Origin of the sequence: Lentzea pudingi, from assembly GCF_014646255.1 — a bacterium.
Taxonomy (GTDB): domain Bacteria; phylum Actinomycetota; class Actinomycetes; order Mycobacteriales; family Pseudonocardiaceae; genus Lentzea; species Lentzea pudingi.
In genome coordinates, this window is record NZ_BMNC01000031.1 from 1 (window position 1) to 16,601 (window position 16,601).

Annotated in this window: 14 protein-coding genes; 10 read left to right on the forward strand and 4 right to left on the reverse strand. The window is 68.7% G+C overall.

Features of this window, described 5'->3' with window-relative positions:
- Nucleotides 1-112: 112 nt before the first annotated feature.
- Entirely contained in the window at nt 113-2,428 is a 2,316-nt protein-coding gene (locus IEY88_RS42830) for a helix-turn-helix transcriptional regulator (protein WP_189160637.1), read from the reverse strand.
- Nucleotides 2,429-2,430: 2 nt separating this feature from the next.
- Nucleotides 2,431-3,651: an Hsp70 family protein gene (locus tag IEY88_RS42835; RefSeq protein WP_189160638.1), complete on the reverse strand. Its 1,221-nt coding sequence runs from the start codon at nt 3,649-3,651 to the stop codon at nt 2,431-2,433.
- Nucleotides 3,652-3,871: 220 nt separating this feature from the next.
- On the opposite strand from IEY88_RS42835, the gene IEY88_RS42840 reads away from it, so the two are divergent.
- From IEY88_RS42840 to IEY88_RS42860, 5 genes are all read left to right on the forward strand, one after another.
- Nucleotides 3,872-4,789 (forward strand): IniB N-terminal domain-containing protein, encoded by a 918-nt coding sequence (locus IEY88_RS42840; RefSeq protein ID WP_189160639.1) that lies wholly within the window; start codon nt 3,872-3,874, stop codon nt 4,787-4,789.
- A gap of 215 nt (nt 4,790-5,004) precedes the next feature.
- On the forward strand, nt 5,005-6,804 hold the full coding sequence (locus IEY88_RS42845; protein ID WP_189160667.1) for a dynamin family protein: 1,800 nt from the start codon (nt 5,005-5,007) through the stop codon (nt 6,802-6,804).
- Nucleotides 6,801-8,195 (forward strand): P-loop NTPase family protein, encoded by a 1,395-nt coding sequence (locus IEY88_RS42850; protein WP_189160640.1) that lies wholly within the window; start codon nt 6,801-6,803, stop codon nt 8,193-8,195. Before IEY88_RS42845 ends, IEY88_RS42850 begins: the two co-directional genes overlap by 4 nt.
- 14 nt (nt 8,196-8,209) lie before the next feature.
- The gene (locus IEY88_RS45340) at nt 8,210-9,487 is read left to right on the forward strand and encodes a PhzF family phenazine biosynthesis isomerase (RefSeq protein ID WP_189160641.1); all 1,278 of its coding nucleotides are present in this window, start codon (nt 8,210-8,212) and stop codon (nt 9,485-9,487) included.
- A 202-nt stretch (nt 9,488-9,689) separates the two neighbouring features.
- Entirely contained in the window at nt 9,690-10,640 is a 951-nt protein-coding gene (locus IEY88_RS42860) for a LysR family transcriptional regulator (protein WP_189160642.1), read from the forward strand.
- Nucleotides 10,641-11,064: 424 nt separating this feature from the next.
- On the opposite strand, the gene IEY88_RS42865 is transcribed toward IEY88_RS42860, so the two are convergent.
- Entirely contained in the window at nt 11,065-11,826 is a 762-nt protein-coding gene (locus IEY88_RS42865; RefSeq protein ID WP_189160643.1) for an SDR family oxidoreductase, read from the reverse strand.
- A 107-nt stretch (nt 11,827-11,933) separates the two neighbouring features.
- Between IEY88_RS42865 and IEY88_RS42870 the strand changes: the two genes are divergently transcribed.
- Both IEY88_RS42870 and IEY88_RS42875 read left to right on the forward strand, forming a co-directional pair.
- Nucleotides 11,934-12,245, forward strand: a complete 312-nt coding sequence (locus tag IEY88_RS42870; RefSeq protein WP_229694315.1) for a winged helix-turn-helix transcriptional regulator — start codon at nt 11,934-11,936, stop codon at nt 12,243-12,245.
- Between the two features lie 355 nt (nt 12,246-12,600).
- Complete coding sequence (locus IEY88_RS42875; RefSeq protein ID WP_229694316.1) at nt 12,601-13,473, forward strand: gamma-glutamylcyclotransferase; 873 nt, start codon at nt 12,601-12,603, stop codon at nt 13,471-13,473.
- Here IEY88_RS42875 and IEY88_RS42880 read toward each other — a convergent pair.
- A complete protein-coding gene (locus IEY88_RS42880) occupies nt 13,464-14,759 on the reverse strand; it encodes an RNA-guided endonuclease InsQ/TnpB family protein (protein ID WP_229694317.1) in 1,296 nt (431 codons plus the stop codon). The two genes, IEY88_RS42875 and IEY88_RS42880, sit on opposite strands and share 10 nt — an antisense overlap.
- 126 nt (nt 14,760-14,885) lie before the next feature.
- On the opposite strand from IEY88_RS42880, the gene IEY88_RS42885 reads away from it, so the two are divergent.
- Genes IEY88_RS42885 through IEY88_RS42895 form a run of 3 tightly spaced genes read left to right on the forward strand, consistent with a single transcriptional unit; the run spans nt 14,886 to nt 16,401 of the window.
- Entirely contained in the window at nt 14,886-15,476 is a 591-nt protein-coding gene (locus IEY88_RS42885; protein WP_189160645.1) for a DUF4232 domain-containing protein, read from the forward strand.
- Complete coding sequence (locus tag IEY88_RS42890; protein ID WP_189160646.1) at nt 15,477-15,953, forward strand: alpha/beta fold hydrolase; 477 nt, start codon at nt 15,477-15,479, stop codon at nt 15,951-15,953. It begins immediately after the preceding gene.
- 16 nt (nt 15,954-15,969) lie between these two features.
- Entirely contained in the window at nt 15,970-16,401 is a 432-nt protein-coding gene (locus IEY88_RS42895; RefSeq protein ID WP_189160647.1) for a hypothetical protein, read from the forward strand.
- The last annotated feature ends 200 nt before the right edge of the window (nt 16,402-16,601 follow it).

Here is a 16,601-nt window from a genome sequence, read left to right on the forward strand (position 1 = left end):
TACGGGCGGCGTGGACCCCCTGATCAGATTGCCGGGGGTCTGGGGGCAGAGCCCCCAGGGAAGCACGCAACAGCAGGGCCGCCCGCAACAGCAACCACCCGAAGAAGCCGCCTCAACCCCCCAAAATATGCCGCAACTGAGCCAAAAGATCAGACCGGGAAGCCGCCCCCAACCGCTGCCTCATCCGAGCAACATGGTGCTCAACAGTCTTGGCGGAGATGAACAACCGATCCCCAACCTGCTTGTAGGTCATCCCCTCCAACACCAACCGAGCCACCTCCCGCTCCCGGTCACTCAACTTCCCAGCATCCTCGACCACAGGAACAGCAACATCAGCCTCAACCCGACGTGCAGAAACCGGCCGCCCCTGCAACAACCGTGCACAGTCCAACAACCGAACCATCGCCTGCCGATCGGAAGTCCGGATCGCAGCCTGCCCAGCCAACCGAGAAGCGTCCCACCACAACCCAACCGCGTGCAGGCCACGAGCAGCCTCCTCAACCCGATCAGCGTCAACGTCCCCAGCCACCACATCCAGCCAACACTCAGCAGCAGCGGACAACACAGCGCAGTACCGACTCCGCTCCCGATGAACAGCCAACGCCGCAGCATGCTCCTCAGCAGCCACAGAGTTCTCATCGATGATCGCCGCGTGCAACAGCGACCAATGCAACTGCGATGCCCACAACGGCGGATTCCCCAACGACCGCAACAAAGCAGCAGCCTGCGCGAGGTGAGGCGCCAACCGCTCCTGATCCCTCAACCGAGCGGCAGCAGCAGCGAACTCCCCCAACGGCAACAACGAAAACAAATCCACCGGATGCCGAAGCACAGCCTCACAGGCCTGCTCCCAAGTCCGTCGCAAGGTAGCCAGGTCGGAGTTCCGCCGAGCAACCCCAACCTCCAACGCCACCGCGAAAATCCAGTCACGAGGCTCAAAAGCGCCCCGAACGGACATCAAAACCTCGCGAGCAACGCCCAGATTGCCGCGCAACATGTGCACCCAGGCCTGCAACAACCGATGCCGCACGGACATCAGCACCCCGCCGGTGCCGTTCTCGACAGCCCGGTCCAGCACCGACTCGGCCACGTTCGGCTCACCGCAGTGCACAGCCACCAAAGCAGCCAACGCCGCAGGGCTGTCCGGCAACAAAACGGCTCCGCCGGCAGGTTCGAGCATCGACGAAGCACGCACCAAAGTGGACAGAGCGGCGGTCTCGCCGCCGGCCACCGACTGCCGAACCCCCTGCAACATCAACGAGGCCGCGCCGCCCAGCATCGTGGGAGGCTGCGGAGGCGTCTCCTCGAAAAGATGCCCGGTCCCGATCAACCCGATCCCGGCGAACGCGGCCGCATAAGGCGTGGCAGCCCACCGGAACAGCTCGGTCGACCGAGCCAACTGCCCTCGATGCGCCAACGCAACAGCCGCCACCTCGGCAGCAGTACGCCGATGCGGCGAGTCGGCAACGCTGATGACCTGGTCGGCCAGCCGCAACGCTCCGTCCAGGTCCCCAGCCATCGCCGAAGCGGTGGCCCAAGCGGCAGCGGTCTCGGCGGACGGCGTCCCACCGCCGGTGGAGGCCTTGAACAACCGTGCAGCCAAGGCAGGATCGGAGGCCAACGCCTCCCGAGCAGCCGCGACGAACACGGGCCCGCCGATCCCGGTGTCGACCAACGGCCGAACGAGCTCCAGAACCGGACCACCACGGTCCAGCTGCAGCTGCGCCAGCTTCTGCCGGACCGCGATCCGACGCTCGGCACGGGTCAACGCACCGACGGCCCGCAACACCAACGGCCACAAAGTGCCGTCCTCGGCCAGCATCCCGGTGGCCCGAGCGGCCTCGATGATGTCGCTGACCTCGTCGAAGTCCTTGCCCAGCAGGGAAGACAACAGGTCCAGTCGCTGGGCGGCCCCGGCCTCGGCGGCCAGCAGGAACTTCTGCAGGTCGGCGTCCAGCCAGTCGAGGTCGGCGCGAAACGCACCGAGGACGTCCGAGGACACCTCGGACACGGCCCCGAGGCGTTCCACGAACAGCGGAACACCGCCGGTCTGCGCGAAGACGAAGTCGGCGACGGGCTTGGGGGCGTTCAGCACCTCGCGGACCTGGTCGCGCGACAGCGGCGCCAACGGCACCACGACGGCGCCGCGGGTCAGTTCGGCCAGCGCCGCGCGGCGTGGCCAGGGGCGGTGGGCCAGGACCAGAAGCGGTTCATCGGCAAGTGCGCGCAGGGAGGCATCGTCCAGCAGGTGCGCGTCGTCCACCACGCGCACAGCGGTGTTGGTGATCTCCGAAAGCAGCGCTGTCTTGCCGTAACCACCAGGTGCCGCAACGACAACGCGCAGGCGGGTGCCCGCGGCGGCCTCGTCGATCCGGTCCAGGACGCCTCGCACTGGGGCGTCCAGCACCAACCTGGCTCGTGTGGTCACGCTCAACGGCCGTCCTCATCATCGTCTCGGGATCGGGAGCTGGAACTCGAGCGGCGCCCGGCGGGTTTCAGCACGCGCGCGACGCGCTTCACCCGCCTCGGGGGCAGTTCCAGCGGGGACACGTCCACCGGCGGGCGGGGCGGTGGAGCGGTGAAGTCGTCGTCGGGGCCGGCGACCTCGCCGACGGGGAAGCGCAACGACTGTTCACGGGTGTGCAGCAGGACCGAGGTGTCGAGCGGTTCCGGCTCGACCTCGGGGCCCATCAGGACGAGCCGCGCGGCGACCGCGAGGCCCTTGGCGACCGAGTGCTCGGGGGCGGCCTCCGCCAGCACGCGGCAGTCGACCGCGGACGACAGCGCGTCGCCGATCACGGGCATCCGGCAGGCTCCGCCGACGAGCAGCACGGCGTCCGGCTGCACCGTCCCGACAGCGCGCACGAACGTGCTGACGAGGTGCTCGACGGACGGCCGGATCTCCTCGACGAACTCGTCGCGGGCGATCTCGACGCCGCTGACCACCACGGACGGCGCGGACGGGCCGAACGCACGCTTCGCCGCCTCGCACTCGGCGGACGACACCTGACCGTCCTTGCCCAGCCGGCCGCGCACCAGGCCCTGCAGCAGGTCGTCGAAGTCGGCGCCGGTGTGGTGGTCGACGCCGTCGACGTGGTTGACCAGTTCGAACGTCCGGTTCTGCGCCCGGCGGACCACGGACGTGGAGAACGCGTGGCTGCCCAGCGAGAACACCGCCAACGACGCCTTGGACACCACACGGGAACGCACGGCGTGGTTCTCCGCAGCTGCCAACGGCTCTGGGACGAGCGTCACGTCGTGCAGTCCGACTGCCCGCATCGCCGCGAAGAGCTGTCCTCGCCGATAGGGACCCCACCCGGCCGGGTGACTCACCGCCAGGTGACGGGGCTGTTCACCCTCTCGGGCGACCACCTCACCGACCACCCACATGATCAGCAACGCGGTGAGCTCCTCCGCCGGGCACGTCTCCGGGCCCAGCGAGAACGGCACGGCGTCGCCGACCCGCCGGGCGAAGCCCGTGGCCGTCCATCCGGGTACCGCGCGCTCACCGACCGAGAACGTCCCTGCGTCCGTGAGCTGCAGCGACGACGGCACCACCAGGACGATCTCGGCATCGCGGGCACCGTCGAGGCGGCACACGGCAGCCGTCGTCCGGGTGGTGCCGACATCGACTCCCAGTACGTACGCCAAGTCTCTTCCTCACCTGTTCGCAGCAGCGACCAGTACCTACACGGGTGAACAAGAGACGCTCAAGCGAGGCCCCTAACCCCCTAGGGGGTCAACGACCGTCACCCCATTGGGGAACGGGGATTCACTGGGAGTGATCCCCGATGCCGGTCAGGGGCCTGCCCTCATAACTTTCAGCCACACACCCCGCCCGACATCCGTGCCTCACCAGGAGTTCCCAGAGATGATCCAGCCCAGCACGCTCCACGACTTCGTGCTCAACCTGCTCAGCGACCCGTCGCTCAAGGACGCCTTCGCGGCCGACGCTCAGGGCACCCTGGAGCAGGCTGGCCTGGCCGACATCACGGCCGTCGACGTGCAGGAAGTCATCCCGCTGGTCCTCGACCTGCTGCCCGCCACCCCCGCCGGCCTGCCCGCCGTCGAGAGTGTCGACCTGACCCTGCCCGCCGGTGACCTCCTCGCGGACGGCCCCCTCGGCGCCATCAGCCAGCTGCAGGCCGTCGCGTCTCAGCTGACCACGTCGGGCCTGAGCCTCACCGAGCTGCAGACCTCCTCCGCCGGCATGCTCGCGGTGGGCGAGGACGGCCTCCAGCTCGCCGCGGCGAACCAGTCCCTCGGTGAGTACGCCCGGGTCGGCCTGGGCATCGACGGTGACTTCTCCGCCGTGACCGACGTGACCTCGGTCCTCGACCAGACCGCGTCCCCGCTCACCGGCACCGTCCTCGACGTGGCCGACACCGCCACGGCGACCGTCGACGCGCCGCTCGACGGCGTCACCTCGGCCGTTCCCGGCCTGGACGGCGTCCTCGGCCAGCTGGACGGCGTGACGGGCCTCGGCCACGACGCCCTCGGCGTGCTGGGCGGCAGCGACCTGAGCCTCGGCGTGCTGAACACGAGCGGCCTGGACGACCTGGCCAACGGCGACGTCGGCCTGCACTCGCTGGACACCGTCGGCCAGGTCACGAGCACCGCGACCGGCCTCGTCGGCACGGCGACCGGCGTTGCCGGTGTGGCCGGCGACGCGGGCGTCGGCAACGTGCTCGGCGGCGACCACGGCGTCGGCAACGTGCTCGGCACCGTCACCGACGTGACCCACAACGTCCCGGTCGTCGGCGACCTGGACCTGGGCCTGCTCGGCTGAGCCACCCTTCCCGCGCGGACCGGCCCTGTCTCCTGTGGACAGGGCCGGTTCGTCGTCTCGGCCGACACATCTGACAAAACGATCAAACCGGTTCACGTTCCACCTCGGTGAGGAACGTCACCGCCCTCCCGAACAGCCCCATCCGCCCGTTCAAAACCGGTATTGCGTTCGAGGCTTTCACCCAAGGGGGTGAACACGGCACTATGAGTCAGGTGATGGCACCGCCCTGGCTCGACGTGCTCGACGAGACGATCGGGGCCTGCGTCACGCACCGGAGGCCCGATCTGGAGGCCCGGCTGCGGGAAAAGCGGGCACAGCAACTGGACCCCAAGTTGCGCGTTCTCGTCGTCGGCGAGTCCAAGCAAGGCAAGAGCCAGCTCGTGAACGCGCTGCTCAACGCACCCGTGTGTGCGGTGGGCGACGACATCACGACGACTGTGCCGACCTTCGTCCAGCACGCGGACACCCCGTCCGCGGCTCTCGTCCGCAACGCCTCGGCGGGCGGATCGATCTTCCACACCCCGACCGAGCGCATCGCCGTGCCGATCGACCAGGTGACGAAACAGGCCGCCGCGCAGCACGTCGTGCGAGCCGAGATCGGCATTCCGCGTGCGCTGCTCGACAGCGGCCTGGTCCTGATCGACACCCCCGGTGTCGGCGACACCCGCTCCGCGCACACCGCGAGCACGTTCGCGACGCTGATGCAGGCCGACGCCGTGCTGCTGGTCTCCGACGCGACGGGCGAGCTGACGTCGGCGGAGATGACGCTGCTCAAGAAGGTCATGGAGGCCTGCCCGAACGTCACGGTGGTCGTCACGAAGATCGACCTCGTGCCGAGCTGGCGCCACGTCGTGGAACGCAACCGGGCGCTGCTCGCCCGCGCCGGCATCCGCGCGAAGCTGATCCCCGTGTCGAGCGCGCTGCGGCTGCGCGCCGCGAAGACCGGCGACCAGCGCCTCAACACCGAGTCCGGCTTCCCCGAGCTGGTGACGTGCGTGCAGAGCGACATCGTGGCTTCAGCTGACCTGCTGGCGCGTCGCGCCGTCGCCGTCGTCGCGTCCAGCGCGCTCACCCAGCTCGTCACGCCGTTGCGCGAGGAGCTCACGACCCACGACTCGTCCCACACGGTCGCCACGATCTCGACGCTGCAGGAGGCCCAGCGACGCGTCGACGAGCTGCGCCGCCGGTCCGCGCGCTGGCAGAACGTGCTCAACGACGAGATGGCCGACCTGATCTCCGACGTCGAGTACGACCTGCGCGACCGGACCCGCAAGATCCTGCGCGAGGTCGACAAGACCTACGACGAGGCCGATCCCGCGATCGGCTGGGACAAGTTCGAGCAGTGGCTCGAGGACAACCTCAACGAGGCCGCCACCACGAACTTCGCCTGGCTGATGGAACGCGCGGAGTGGGTGGCCGCGAAGGTCGCGAGGAACTTCCCCGTCTACCGCGAGGACCTGATCCCGGGTTCGGTGCTGCCGGACGACCTGCTGGAGCCGGCGAGCAAGCTGGAGAAGCCGAAGATCGAGCCGTTCTCGATGCCGCAGAAGCTCTTCACGGGTCTGCGCGGCTCCTACGGCGGCGTGCTGATGTTCGGTCTGGTCACGTCGCTCGCGGGCATGCCGCTGATCAACGTGATCTCGCTCGGCGCCGGCGCGCTGTTCGGCGGGAAGTCCATTCTGGACGAGAGCGACCAACGGCTGAAGCGCCGCCAGGCTGCCGCGAAGGCCGCCGCGCAACGGCACGTGGACGACTTCTTCATGAAGTTCTCCAAGGACGTCCGCGATTCCGGGCGGCACATCCAGCGCTCGCTGCGCAACCACTTCAGCACGCTCGCCGAGGAGCTGCAGGAGACGTTGCTGGAGTCGGCCCGCAGCGCCAAGCGCGCGGTGCAGGACGACCAGACCGAACGCGAGCGCAGGATGCGCGAAGGCCGCAAGGAGCTGGACAGACTCGTCACGCTCTACAAGCGGGTGCAGGCACTCGGGGGTCCCGCGATGGAGCTCACCGCGTGACACTGGACCGCGTCGTCTGGTCGATGCTGCAAGAGGCGCTGGGTGTCTACCGCGACAGCCCCCGCGCCACGGCCTGGCTGCGCTCGCACGCCGAGCGCTACACCGAACCCGTGCGGATCGCGGTGGCCGGCCGGTCGCGGATCGGCAAGTCCACTGTGGTCAACGCCCTGATCGGTGACGAGTTCACGCCGCAGAACTCGTTCGTCTGGTACCGCGGCGGCACCGAACCGCGGGCACACGCCTTCACCGGCCCCGGCCGGCCGCACGAGCTCACGATCGGCAGGCGGGGCAACCGGAACCACGTCGAGGCGGGCCAGTTCGACCGTTCCGACCGGGTCGTCGTCGACTGGCCCGCGCGGACGCTGCGCGACGTCGTGCTGATCGACACCCCGTCCGAGGCCACGCCGGAACAGGTGCTCGGCGACGCGGACGCGTTGGTGTACCTGATGCGGCACGTGCAGGACGAGGACCTGAAGTTCCTGCGGTCCGCCAACGACCACCCGATCGCACGGACCGCCGCGGTGCACACGGTCGCGGTGCTCGCCCGTGCCGACGAGATCGGGGCCGGGCGGATCGACGCGCTGTCGTCCGCCAAGCAGATCGCCCGCCGCTACCGCCGTGATCCGGCCGTGGAACCGTCGTGCCAGAACGTGGTCTCGGTCGCCGGGCTGCTCGCCGTGGCCGCAAGGACGTTGCGGGAGGACGAGTTCGCGGCGTTGCGGGTGCTGTCCTCGCTCGGCCGCGAGGAGCTGGAGGACCACCTGCTGTCGGCGGACAGGTTCGCCGGCGAGCAGTTCCCGCTGGCGATGGAACCCACTGTGCGGCAGGCGTTGCTGGAACGGTTCGGGATCTTCGGCGTCCGGTTGATCACCGCGTTGATCAGGCAGGGCTTCGACTCGCAGGTGAAGCTGACCGGTCAGCTGGTGCAGCGCAGCGGGCTCGGCGAGCTGCGGGACTCGATCGCGGTCCACTTCGTCGAACGCCGCGAGGTGCTCAAGGCGCGCTCGGCGATGCTGGCGCTCGACGTGCTGTTCCGGATGGAGCCGCGGCAGAGCGCCCGCAGGCTGGTGGCCGACCTGGAACGGGTCGTCGCGTCCGCGCACGACTTCCGCGAGCTGCGGCTCGTGGCCGCGTTGCAGTCCGGCCGCACGAAACTGCCCGCCGAACTGCAGACCGAGGCGTTGCGGCTCATCGGCGCCGAGGGCGTCGCTCCGCCCGCACGGCTGGGTTTCGAGTACGAGGCCGACGCCGGTGAGCTGCGCGAGGCGTTGCTCGACGCGCTGCTCCGCTGGCAGGCGCAGGCGGTGGACGTGCACGCACCCCAGAACCATCGAAGGGCCGCCCAGATCGTGGTCCGCACGTGCGAGGAGCTACTCCTCCAGCTCAGCTGAGGCACGATGTCCCCATGGAACTCGTGCGGTGGGAGGACGACCACTTCGGGTACATGCTGCGATGGGCGTCCGATCCGAGGATGACGGCGTTCGTCGGCAACGGCATGCCGTGGACCCCCGACTACGTGTCCGAACGGCACGAGCAGGCCTTGGAGCATTGGGAGCGGCACGGCTTCGGGCTGCACGCGGTCGTCGAGGACGGCGTGGTCATCGGGCTCGCGCAGATGCTCGACGGCGACCTGGGCGAGATCGAGATCGGGTACTGGATCGACCCGGGGCACTGGGGACGGGGTGTCGCGACGCGGGTCGCGATGGAGCTGCGGGACAAAGCGCTCGCCATCGCGGACCGGGTCGTCGCCGGCCACCACGCGGAGAACACCGCGTCCGGGCGCGTGCTCGAGAAGGCCGGGCTGACTTACTTCACCAGCATGTACATGGGCGGAAGACTTCAGCACTGCTACGCGTTGCAGCGGGGTATGAGCGACAAGGGCGTCCTGCGGTACAGCGCGTTCACGAAGGACCCGGCGGGCGGCAACCCGGCGGGTGTCGTGCTCGACGCGTCCGATCTGTCCAGCGACGAGATGCTCGCCATCGCCGCGAAGGTCGGCTACTCCGAGACGGCGTTCGTGGTGCCGTGGGTCGCCGAGCGCCAGTTCGACGTCCGGTACTTCAGCCCCAAGGCCGAGGTGCCGTTCTGCGGCCACGCCACGATCGCCACTGCCGTCGCGCTGGCCGAGCGGATCGGCGACGGGCCGCTGACGTTCCACACGGCGGCCGGTGAGATCACCATCGAGACGTCCGGCGGGACGGCCTCGCTGACGAGCGTGCCGACGAGCACGTCCCCCGCGGATCCGTCGTTGGTCTCTGGCGCTTTGGAGGCGTTGCGGTACAAGGAGATCGGCGACGGCCCGGTGCACGTCGGCTTCGGCGGCGCGCGCCACCTGCTGATCCCGTTGAAGGACCGCGCCCAGCTCGCCGAACTCGACTACGACTTCGACGCGTTGCGCGACCTGATGCTGGCGCACGACCTGACGACGGTGCACCTGTTCTGGCGGGAGTCCGCGGACCTCGTGCACGCGCGCGACCCGTTCCCGGTCGGGGGCGTCGTCGAGGACGCGGCGACGGGTGCCGCCGCGGCCGCGTTCGGCGGCTACCTGCGCGACCTCGAAGGGCCGCAGCGGTTCGTCATCAGCCAGGGCGAGGACATGGGCCGGCCGTCACGACTGGAGGTCGACGCGACCCGCTCGGACCGGCGGGTCACCGTGACCGGTGCCGCCGTGGTCATCCCCTAGGGCTCGATACGGGCCTTTGAGGTCCGACGCCGCTGCCGCAGAGCGCAGGGTGTGCGGCAGCAGCGTCGAACCGAGGGGTGCGCACCCTCCCGCGCCGGACCCGTGGGCGCTGCCGCAAGCGCTGGGCCGGAAGATCGATCGAGAGTCACTATGCCCCGATCGAAGGGTGGCGGCGCATTCAGAAGGGGGATACAAGGTCTTTATGCCCGAGCTGGAGCTACGTCACCTCCGCGCGGTACGAACTATCGCCGAGGAAGGCAGCGTCACCAGGGCCGCTACGCGGCTCGGCCTCACCCAACCCGCCCTGTCGGCCCAGCTCCGCACCGTGGAGCGACTGGTCGGCGGCCAACTGTTCGACCGAACGCGCAGCGGTTGCGTCCCAACGGATCTGGGCCGCCGAGTGCTGGGCACGGCACGGCTGGTGCTCGACGAGATGGCCCAGCTGATGAGCACCACCCGCGCCACCGGGCGAGGTGGGCCGTTGTTCTTCGGGTGCATCCCGATCCTGTACTTCGCCCGTCTCGTGGAGGGACTTCGGACGCTCAACACCGACGTCCGGGCCGAGGTCCGGCCCTCGTCCGCAGAGATCGTGGACATGCTGGAGGGCGGACAGGTCCACGTCGCCCTGTTCGAGTTCTTCGACGGGATGCACGCGCGGGACCTGGCCGGCATCGAACTGCGCAAGCTGGTGACGGAGCCGGCGTTCGTGGCGCTGCCGGAGACGGACCCGCTGGCGGCGCAGGACGAGGTCGACCTGGCGTCGCTGGCCGACCGGGACTGGGTCACGCCGCCCAAACAGCACATCGGGAGCCGGACCCAGATGTTCCAGGTGTGCGCGGACGCCGGGTTCGTGCCGCGGCTCACCCATCACACCGGCGAGGCGAGCATGGCCCGCGGACTGGTCGCCGCGGGGTGCGTGTCGTTTGCCGCCGCGCCTTCTCGGACCGGGGAGGGGATCGTGATCCGGCGGTTGCGGGGGATGCCGTTGATGACGGACTTCTTCGTGGCCACGCGGCGGGACTCGCCAGTGGCGGGGCGGGCGCACGAGGTGTTCGCTTGTGCTGCTGATGCGTACCGGTCGGTGTTGGATCGGAATCCGGAGTACCGGAAGTGGTGGGACGCGCACCCGGAGGCGCATCCCGAGTTCACCTGAGGCTGGGGCGTGCGGGGGCTGTTGCATTGGCTGGCGCCGGTTCCAGCGGGGTTGGTCGCGTCCCTGGGGCACGGTCGCCTTGCGAAGGTGCTCGCGCGGGTCATGACGAATAAGGGCTGGCGATTGGGGCTTGACCTTGAGCCTCTGGCGGGATGCGTAGACGGCCGGAAAAGGCCGGGCTGAGAAGCGCCCGGCCGTGCCCGTGAGGGTGGCATCCCGCCCCCTCAAGGTAAAGCCCCAATCGCCCTTCGCTGGGCCCACCGCAACCAGGGTGCACGAGGTTCACACGGCTCGCTTCGCATCGCCACGCCAGGCCCGTAGGTGGCTGGGTTGCGTTGCAGGCTGTCCGGTTGGCACCGCACGCCGGGCTTGCGTCGAGGTTGGCTGCGTTGGCGAGTGCGGGTGGCACCGCGCTGGTTGGTGCTCAGGCGACCTTGATCGGGGTGGTCGGGCGGCCCAGCAGCTTCTCGAGGTCCGGGCGGACCTCGGCGAACACGCCGTTGCGGATCGACTTGAAGAAGTCGACCAGGAACGGGGGAACGCCTGCCGCGATCAGGTCCTCGTCGGTCACGTCGCGGTACCGGTCGCCCGCGAGCTCCGGGAAGGACCAGCTGGTCGAGCCGGTGAGCTCGTAGGTCTGGTTCTCGTGGCCGGGGGTGGTGAGGGCAGCGGCCGCGCCCTGGGCGAAGTCGTCGCGGGACGCGCTGGCGACTCGACCGTCCTTCGTGGAGATCGCCACGGTGTCCTGGGCGAGGGCGTCGAGGTAGTTCTCGTGGTACATGCCGTTGCGCAGGAACGTGTAGGTGATGCCGGTGGCGAGGATGGCCTCCTCGGTGGCCTTGTGCACCGGCGCGGCGAGTGACGGGGACGTGGCGGCGTCGGTGAGGCTTGTGTAGAAGATGTGGCCCACGCCGTGCTCCACGGCCTTGGCGATGGCGTTCTTGTGCTGCTTGATGCGGACGTCCGTGTCGTGGTCGTCGGCCGACACGATGAGCAGCTTGTCGATGCCCTGGAAGTTGAGGGTCTCCGGGTCGTTGAAGTCGCCCTGGCGGACCTCGACGCCCTCGAGCGTGAACTTCTCCGGGGTGCGCACGGACACGATGACCTGCTCGTCGGTGCGGTTCAGGACGTGGCGGACCACTGCGTTGCCGAGCTGGCCGGTGGCTCCGGTGATGAGGATCGTCATGCGCTCAGGTTGCGGTTAGCGCTAACCTTTGGAAAGTACCCACTTTGGAGTTGGGTACTTACGTGGAGGTGAGCATGCAGGTCACGATGTGCCCGGAGCGAGCGACCATGGAACACGTCACAAGCCGGTGGGGCGTGCTGGTGCTGCAGGCGCTGTCCGACGGGGAGGCGTGGCGGTTCAGCGAGCTGCGTCGCGAGCTGCAGCTCGCCAGCGAGAAGATGCTGACGCAGACGTTGCGGACGCTGGAGCGGGACGGGTTCGTCCACCGCGAGGTGCACCCGGTCATCCCGCCGCACGTCGACTACACGCTGACACCGCTCGGCAAGGGAGCCGCCGGTCACCTCGTCGCGCTCGCGTCGTGGATCGGGGCGAACCAGGCCGAGGTCACCCAGGCGCAGGAAAGCTATGACGGCTCCTGAGGTTCGCCGGAGGATCGCGGCGCAGACGTCGGGTTAGTCACCCGTATGCGACGTGAACGTTCTCACTCGGACTCATAGATTTCGAGAGAGACATCGGATGGGTCACGGTTAGGGGGCGCGATCTGGCCCCTCGAACTGGCACAATGGACCAATGGCCCAACCGTTCACCGACGAAAGCCATCCGGCGGAGCCCTATCCGGGCACTCGTCCAGACCACTGTTTCGTCCACGTCGACGAAACGGGCTGGCCAGTGCGACCGGACCTCACGATGGAGTCGGGATGGCGTGTTGAGCCGGAGAACATCGATCTAGACCAATGGCTTGCGAACCACGGTGAGCCCCCTCTGGCGGGCCGAATGCCGGTGCTCGGGTACGGCTCCAACGCCAATCCCAGCAAGCTCACCTGGCTCCGCGAAGAGCTCGGACTCGAAGGCCCCGCAGTCGTGCTGCGCGCACGGTGCGAGGGCCTTGCTGCTGTCTGGGCCGCCGGTCTGCGCAAGCGCGACGGGCAGCGTCCGGCGACGCTCGCGGGCGCGCCCGGCGTCACCGAGGAGCACTCGATCTGGTTCGCCACACCCGACCAGTTGCGAGTGCTGGACCGCTGCGAGGGACGCGGTCTGCGCTATCGACTCGTGCGCGTCCACACGGGCCGTGTGGTGCTCTACAACGGTGGCGTCATCGACAGCGTTCTGGCATACACAGCCGGCTCCAACAAGCGGATGCCCGTGCTCTTCAACGGCCGTATGGTCCGTTGCTCGGACGTCTCGCAGCGAGGCTCGCGCGTGCTGGGCGAGAGACCTGCGATGAACGACGGACTGGACGTGACCGAGATCCACGGCGAGCCGTCGGCCGACGACTGGCCCGAACTGCTGTTCGTCTACGGCACGCTCAAGCCAGGCGCAAGCGCTTGGCACCTGATGGAGCCGCACGTCGTGGAGACCGAGGAGACCCACCTGCCCGGCACGTTGTTCGACACGGGCCTGGGCTACCCCGCCCTGCGTCCCGGCCCGGGGCTGGGCGTGCCGGGGCACGTGCTGCGGCTGTCCTCGCCGGAGGACGCGCTGCCGCTGCTCGACGAGTACGAGGGCGAGGACTACCGGCGCGTGCGCGTCGTGCTGCCCGATGGGCGCATCGCCTGGACGTACATCTGGACCGCCGCGCTCGAGGGCATGGCCGAGCTCCCCGACGGCTGGGACGTCCACCAGATCCGGTCAACTCCTCAGCCCTGAAGGACCGGGCTCGCGCTCGGTTCCCTCAAGCCAAGTCGCGTTCCTCGTCCACCACTGGCTGTGGTGTGCGGGTCGCATCCACCAACGGCCCGGACAGCCATCGGTACGGGCATGTTGACGAATACCCACGCGCGCCGTGCGCGGTCACGGATGTTCACGGCGGCGACGACATCGGCGGGTCCAGCGAGACCGCACCGGCGACACGAGAAAAAGTCCCTGGCGGGACGATTCGAGCAGGCTGTGTGTTTGCACCGGGGGCACATCTGCGACGTGTAGCGGGCGTCCACGAACAGCACCGGCACACCCACGCGACGGGCCTTGTAGGCGATGTGCTGTTCAAGTTGCTGAAACGGCCAGGAAGACTGGGTGGCTCGCTGGTGCCGGCGTAGCCGTACCCGGTCGCGGATGCCCTGGAGATCCTCCAGAGCGATGCCACGGCCGGTGCGTTGGGCAACAGCCACGATGTCCTTGGCGATGCGGTGGTTGACGCAGGTGGCGTGACGCGCCTCTTTGCGTGCCCGCTTCTTGAGGCGGCGGTTCGCTGATGCCGTCCGTCTGGTCTGGAACTGGGCGCGTTTGCGCGCGTGCCAGCGCCGATACCGTTGCAGGCGGCGACCCTGGAAGTCGTCCAGGTCCGACGTGGTGGCCAGGTTGGTGATGCCTCGGTCCACACCGATCCAGTCGGTCGGCTCGAACATCTCAGGCTCAGGCATCTCGCAGGTGGCGATCAGGAACCACATGCCATCGCGGAACAGCAGATCCGACTCGCCCCGTCGGTGAGCCCGCGGCGTCGCGAGCTGATCGGCCGAGCCCGTGAACCCGATGTCCTTGAGCCGCCCGGCCGTGGTCCAGATGGACACCGTGGCCTCGTCGTAGCGCCACGACAGGCATCGGTCGTCGAACGGCTGCGCCGCTGTCGCACGGAAACCTATGGGCTTCGACTCGGCCTTGACGCGACGCCGAGACGTCTCGCCACCGAGATTTCCCGCCCGAATGCCGCCATGCAGGGCTGTGTAAGCGTCGACGACCTTCTTCACGACCCTCACAGCGGGCTGTGCCGAGAGGCCGAACTGGTCCTTGATCTCGCGGTAACAGAGTTTCTGCAACTCGTTGCGAGACTTCACGTTCCGGTCGAACGCCACCATCGACGTGTGAACAGCGGCCGCGTTGCAGGCATTCAGGGTCGCCGCCAGGGCCGCTGCCTGAACCGGCGTCGGCAACAGCTTCACCTGCACGACCAGCTTCACACCGATGACCGTATCGAACGCATGTTCGATCAATGCCACCGCATTGGCCTCTTTTCCTCCCGCGAGCCAACCGAGCGTTCCGCCGCCAAACCATCGAGTGAATCTCCGGCACGTTGTGTTGGCTGATGGGGAATTGGGCACATCCTCCGGGTAGGAGGTGCACCCATGACTCGACGGATGATCGCTTGCGGACTTCTGGTGCTCGCTTCCGTTACGGCATGCGGGACGAGATCGCTGGAAGAGGCGGCGCAAACGCTGCCGACGGCACCGTCGACGCCGTCGTCGACGGCTTCTTCGTCCGCTCCCGCACCGGACAACCCCCAGGCGGTCTCGCCCGACGGGAAGCGCTGCGACTCGGCGGCGTTGAAGGGCGAGATCGTTCCCACTGACGCCGGTGCGGGAAACAGGTACGGCAAGTTCGTGGTGACGAACGGTGGAACGGTGCCGTGCACGTTGAACGGCTACAGCGGTTTTCAGTTGGAGAACGGTTCCGGCGCCGTGCCCACCAAACTGGAGCGCAAGGCCGACCCCGGTCCCGCCACCCTGACCCTCGCGCCCGGCGCGAAGGCTTCCGCGAACCTGCACTGGAGCGTCGTGCCCGCGGGCAGCGAGCCGGTGGAGGGCTCGTGCCAGCCTGAGCCGTCGAAGGTCGCGGCGATCCCGCCGAACGAGACGGCTCCGCTGTCCATGCCGTGGAACCTCGGCCCCGTCTGCTCGGGTGGCCGGATCGAGATAAGCGCCTTCTACGCTTCGTAGATGCAAGTACCTGGATGGCTCGCCGCGCTGCCGCACGGCGAGCGCATCGCCTTCTCGCTGCGCGCCGCGGGCGTTCCGGTGGTGGTGAGCGAGAACTTCGAAGCGGTGATCGCGGCTGCGGACCGGCCGGTCGTCCTCATTGGACACTTCACCGCCGCGCCCGCCGCTGTCCGTTGTGCACAGACGCGCTCCGGGCTCGCCGCGCTGGTGCTGGTGTCGCCGGTGCTCGGCGTGTGGGACGGGGCGTCGAACGGACTGGCCGACCTGATGGACGAGGTCGGCTCCGGGCCTTCGCTGGGCGGCCTGCCGACGTTGTGGCTGCACGGGTCGGACGACCAGATCGTGCCGATCTCGGACACCCGCGAGGGCATCGGCCGCATCCGCGGCTCGGCGTTCGAGGAGCACGTCGCGGACGGGCTGCTGACCGACGGCGAGGCCGTCACTCGGGTGCTGGAGTTCACGCGACGGGTCGTCTGACACCATTTCGGGTGCCATGGACGAAGACGACCTCGTGCTGCTGATCACCGTGGTGGTCGAGGCAGCGGACGAGCAACAGGCGCGTGCCGCGTGCGACGCGCTCATCAGCCGTGCGAACGCTCAGATCGTGGACGCCCGTGACTGCTCGGACGAAGAGCCGGGGTGTTGGGCCGTGGTCATCACACGGCCGAGCACCGAGAAGGCCACCCACAACGTCTCAGCGGCGCTGGCACGGGCCGTGCGCACCTTTGTGCGCGGGCTCGGTGAGGGCTTCTCGACGCCGCGGGTGGCGTGCGAGCCGCCGACGGCGTGGACCGTCCTCGACGAACCGGAGCTCATCAACGGCCTCGTGCCCGGTGCCGAGCGCGTTCTGGTCGAGGTCTGGGCCGGAGATGACCCTTTCGGGGCAGGAACTTTGCGTGACAACGCGCCCTCGAAACCGTCTTGATTCACCCGGCCGGTCGGCAGGAACGCTCGACGGGCTGTAGGCGTCGCTGTGAGAGTTGCTACACGCGTGGAGAAGCGGCCTGCGGCGGGCTGAACTGATCATTAAATCAAGGCCCGTTCGAGTGGATTCAGGCATCCACCCGGTTAGCCGATCTTCGCTCTCAACTGTGAAAATCTGGGCACAATCTCTACCAAGGGTGG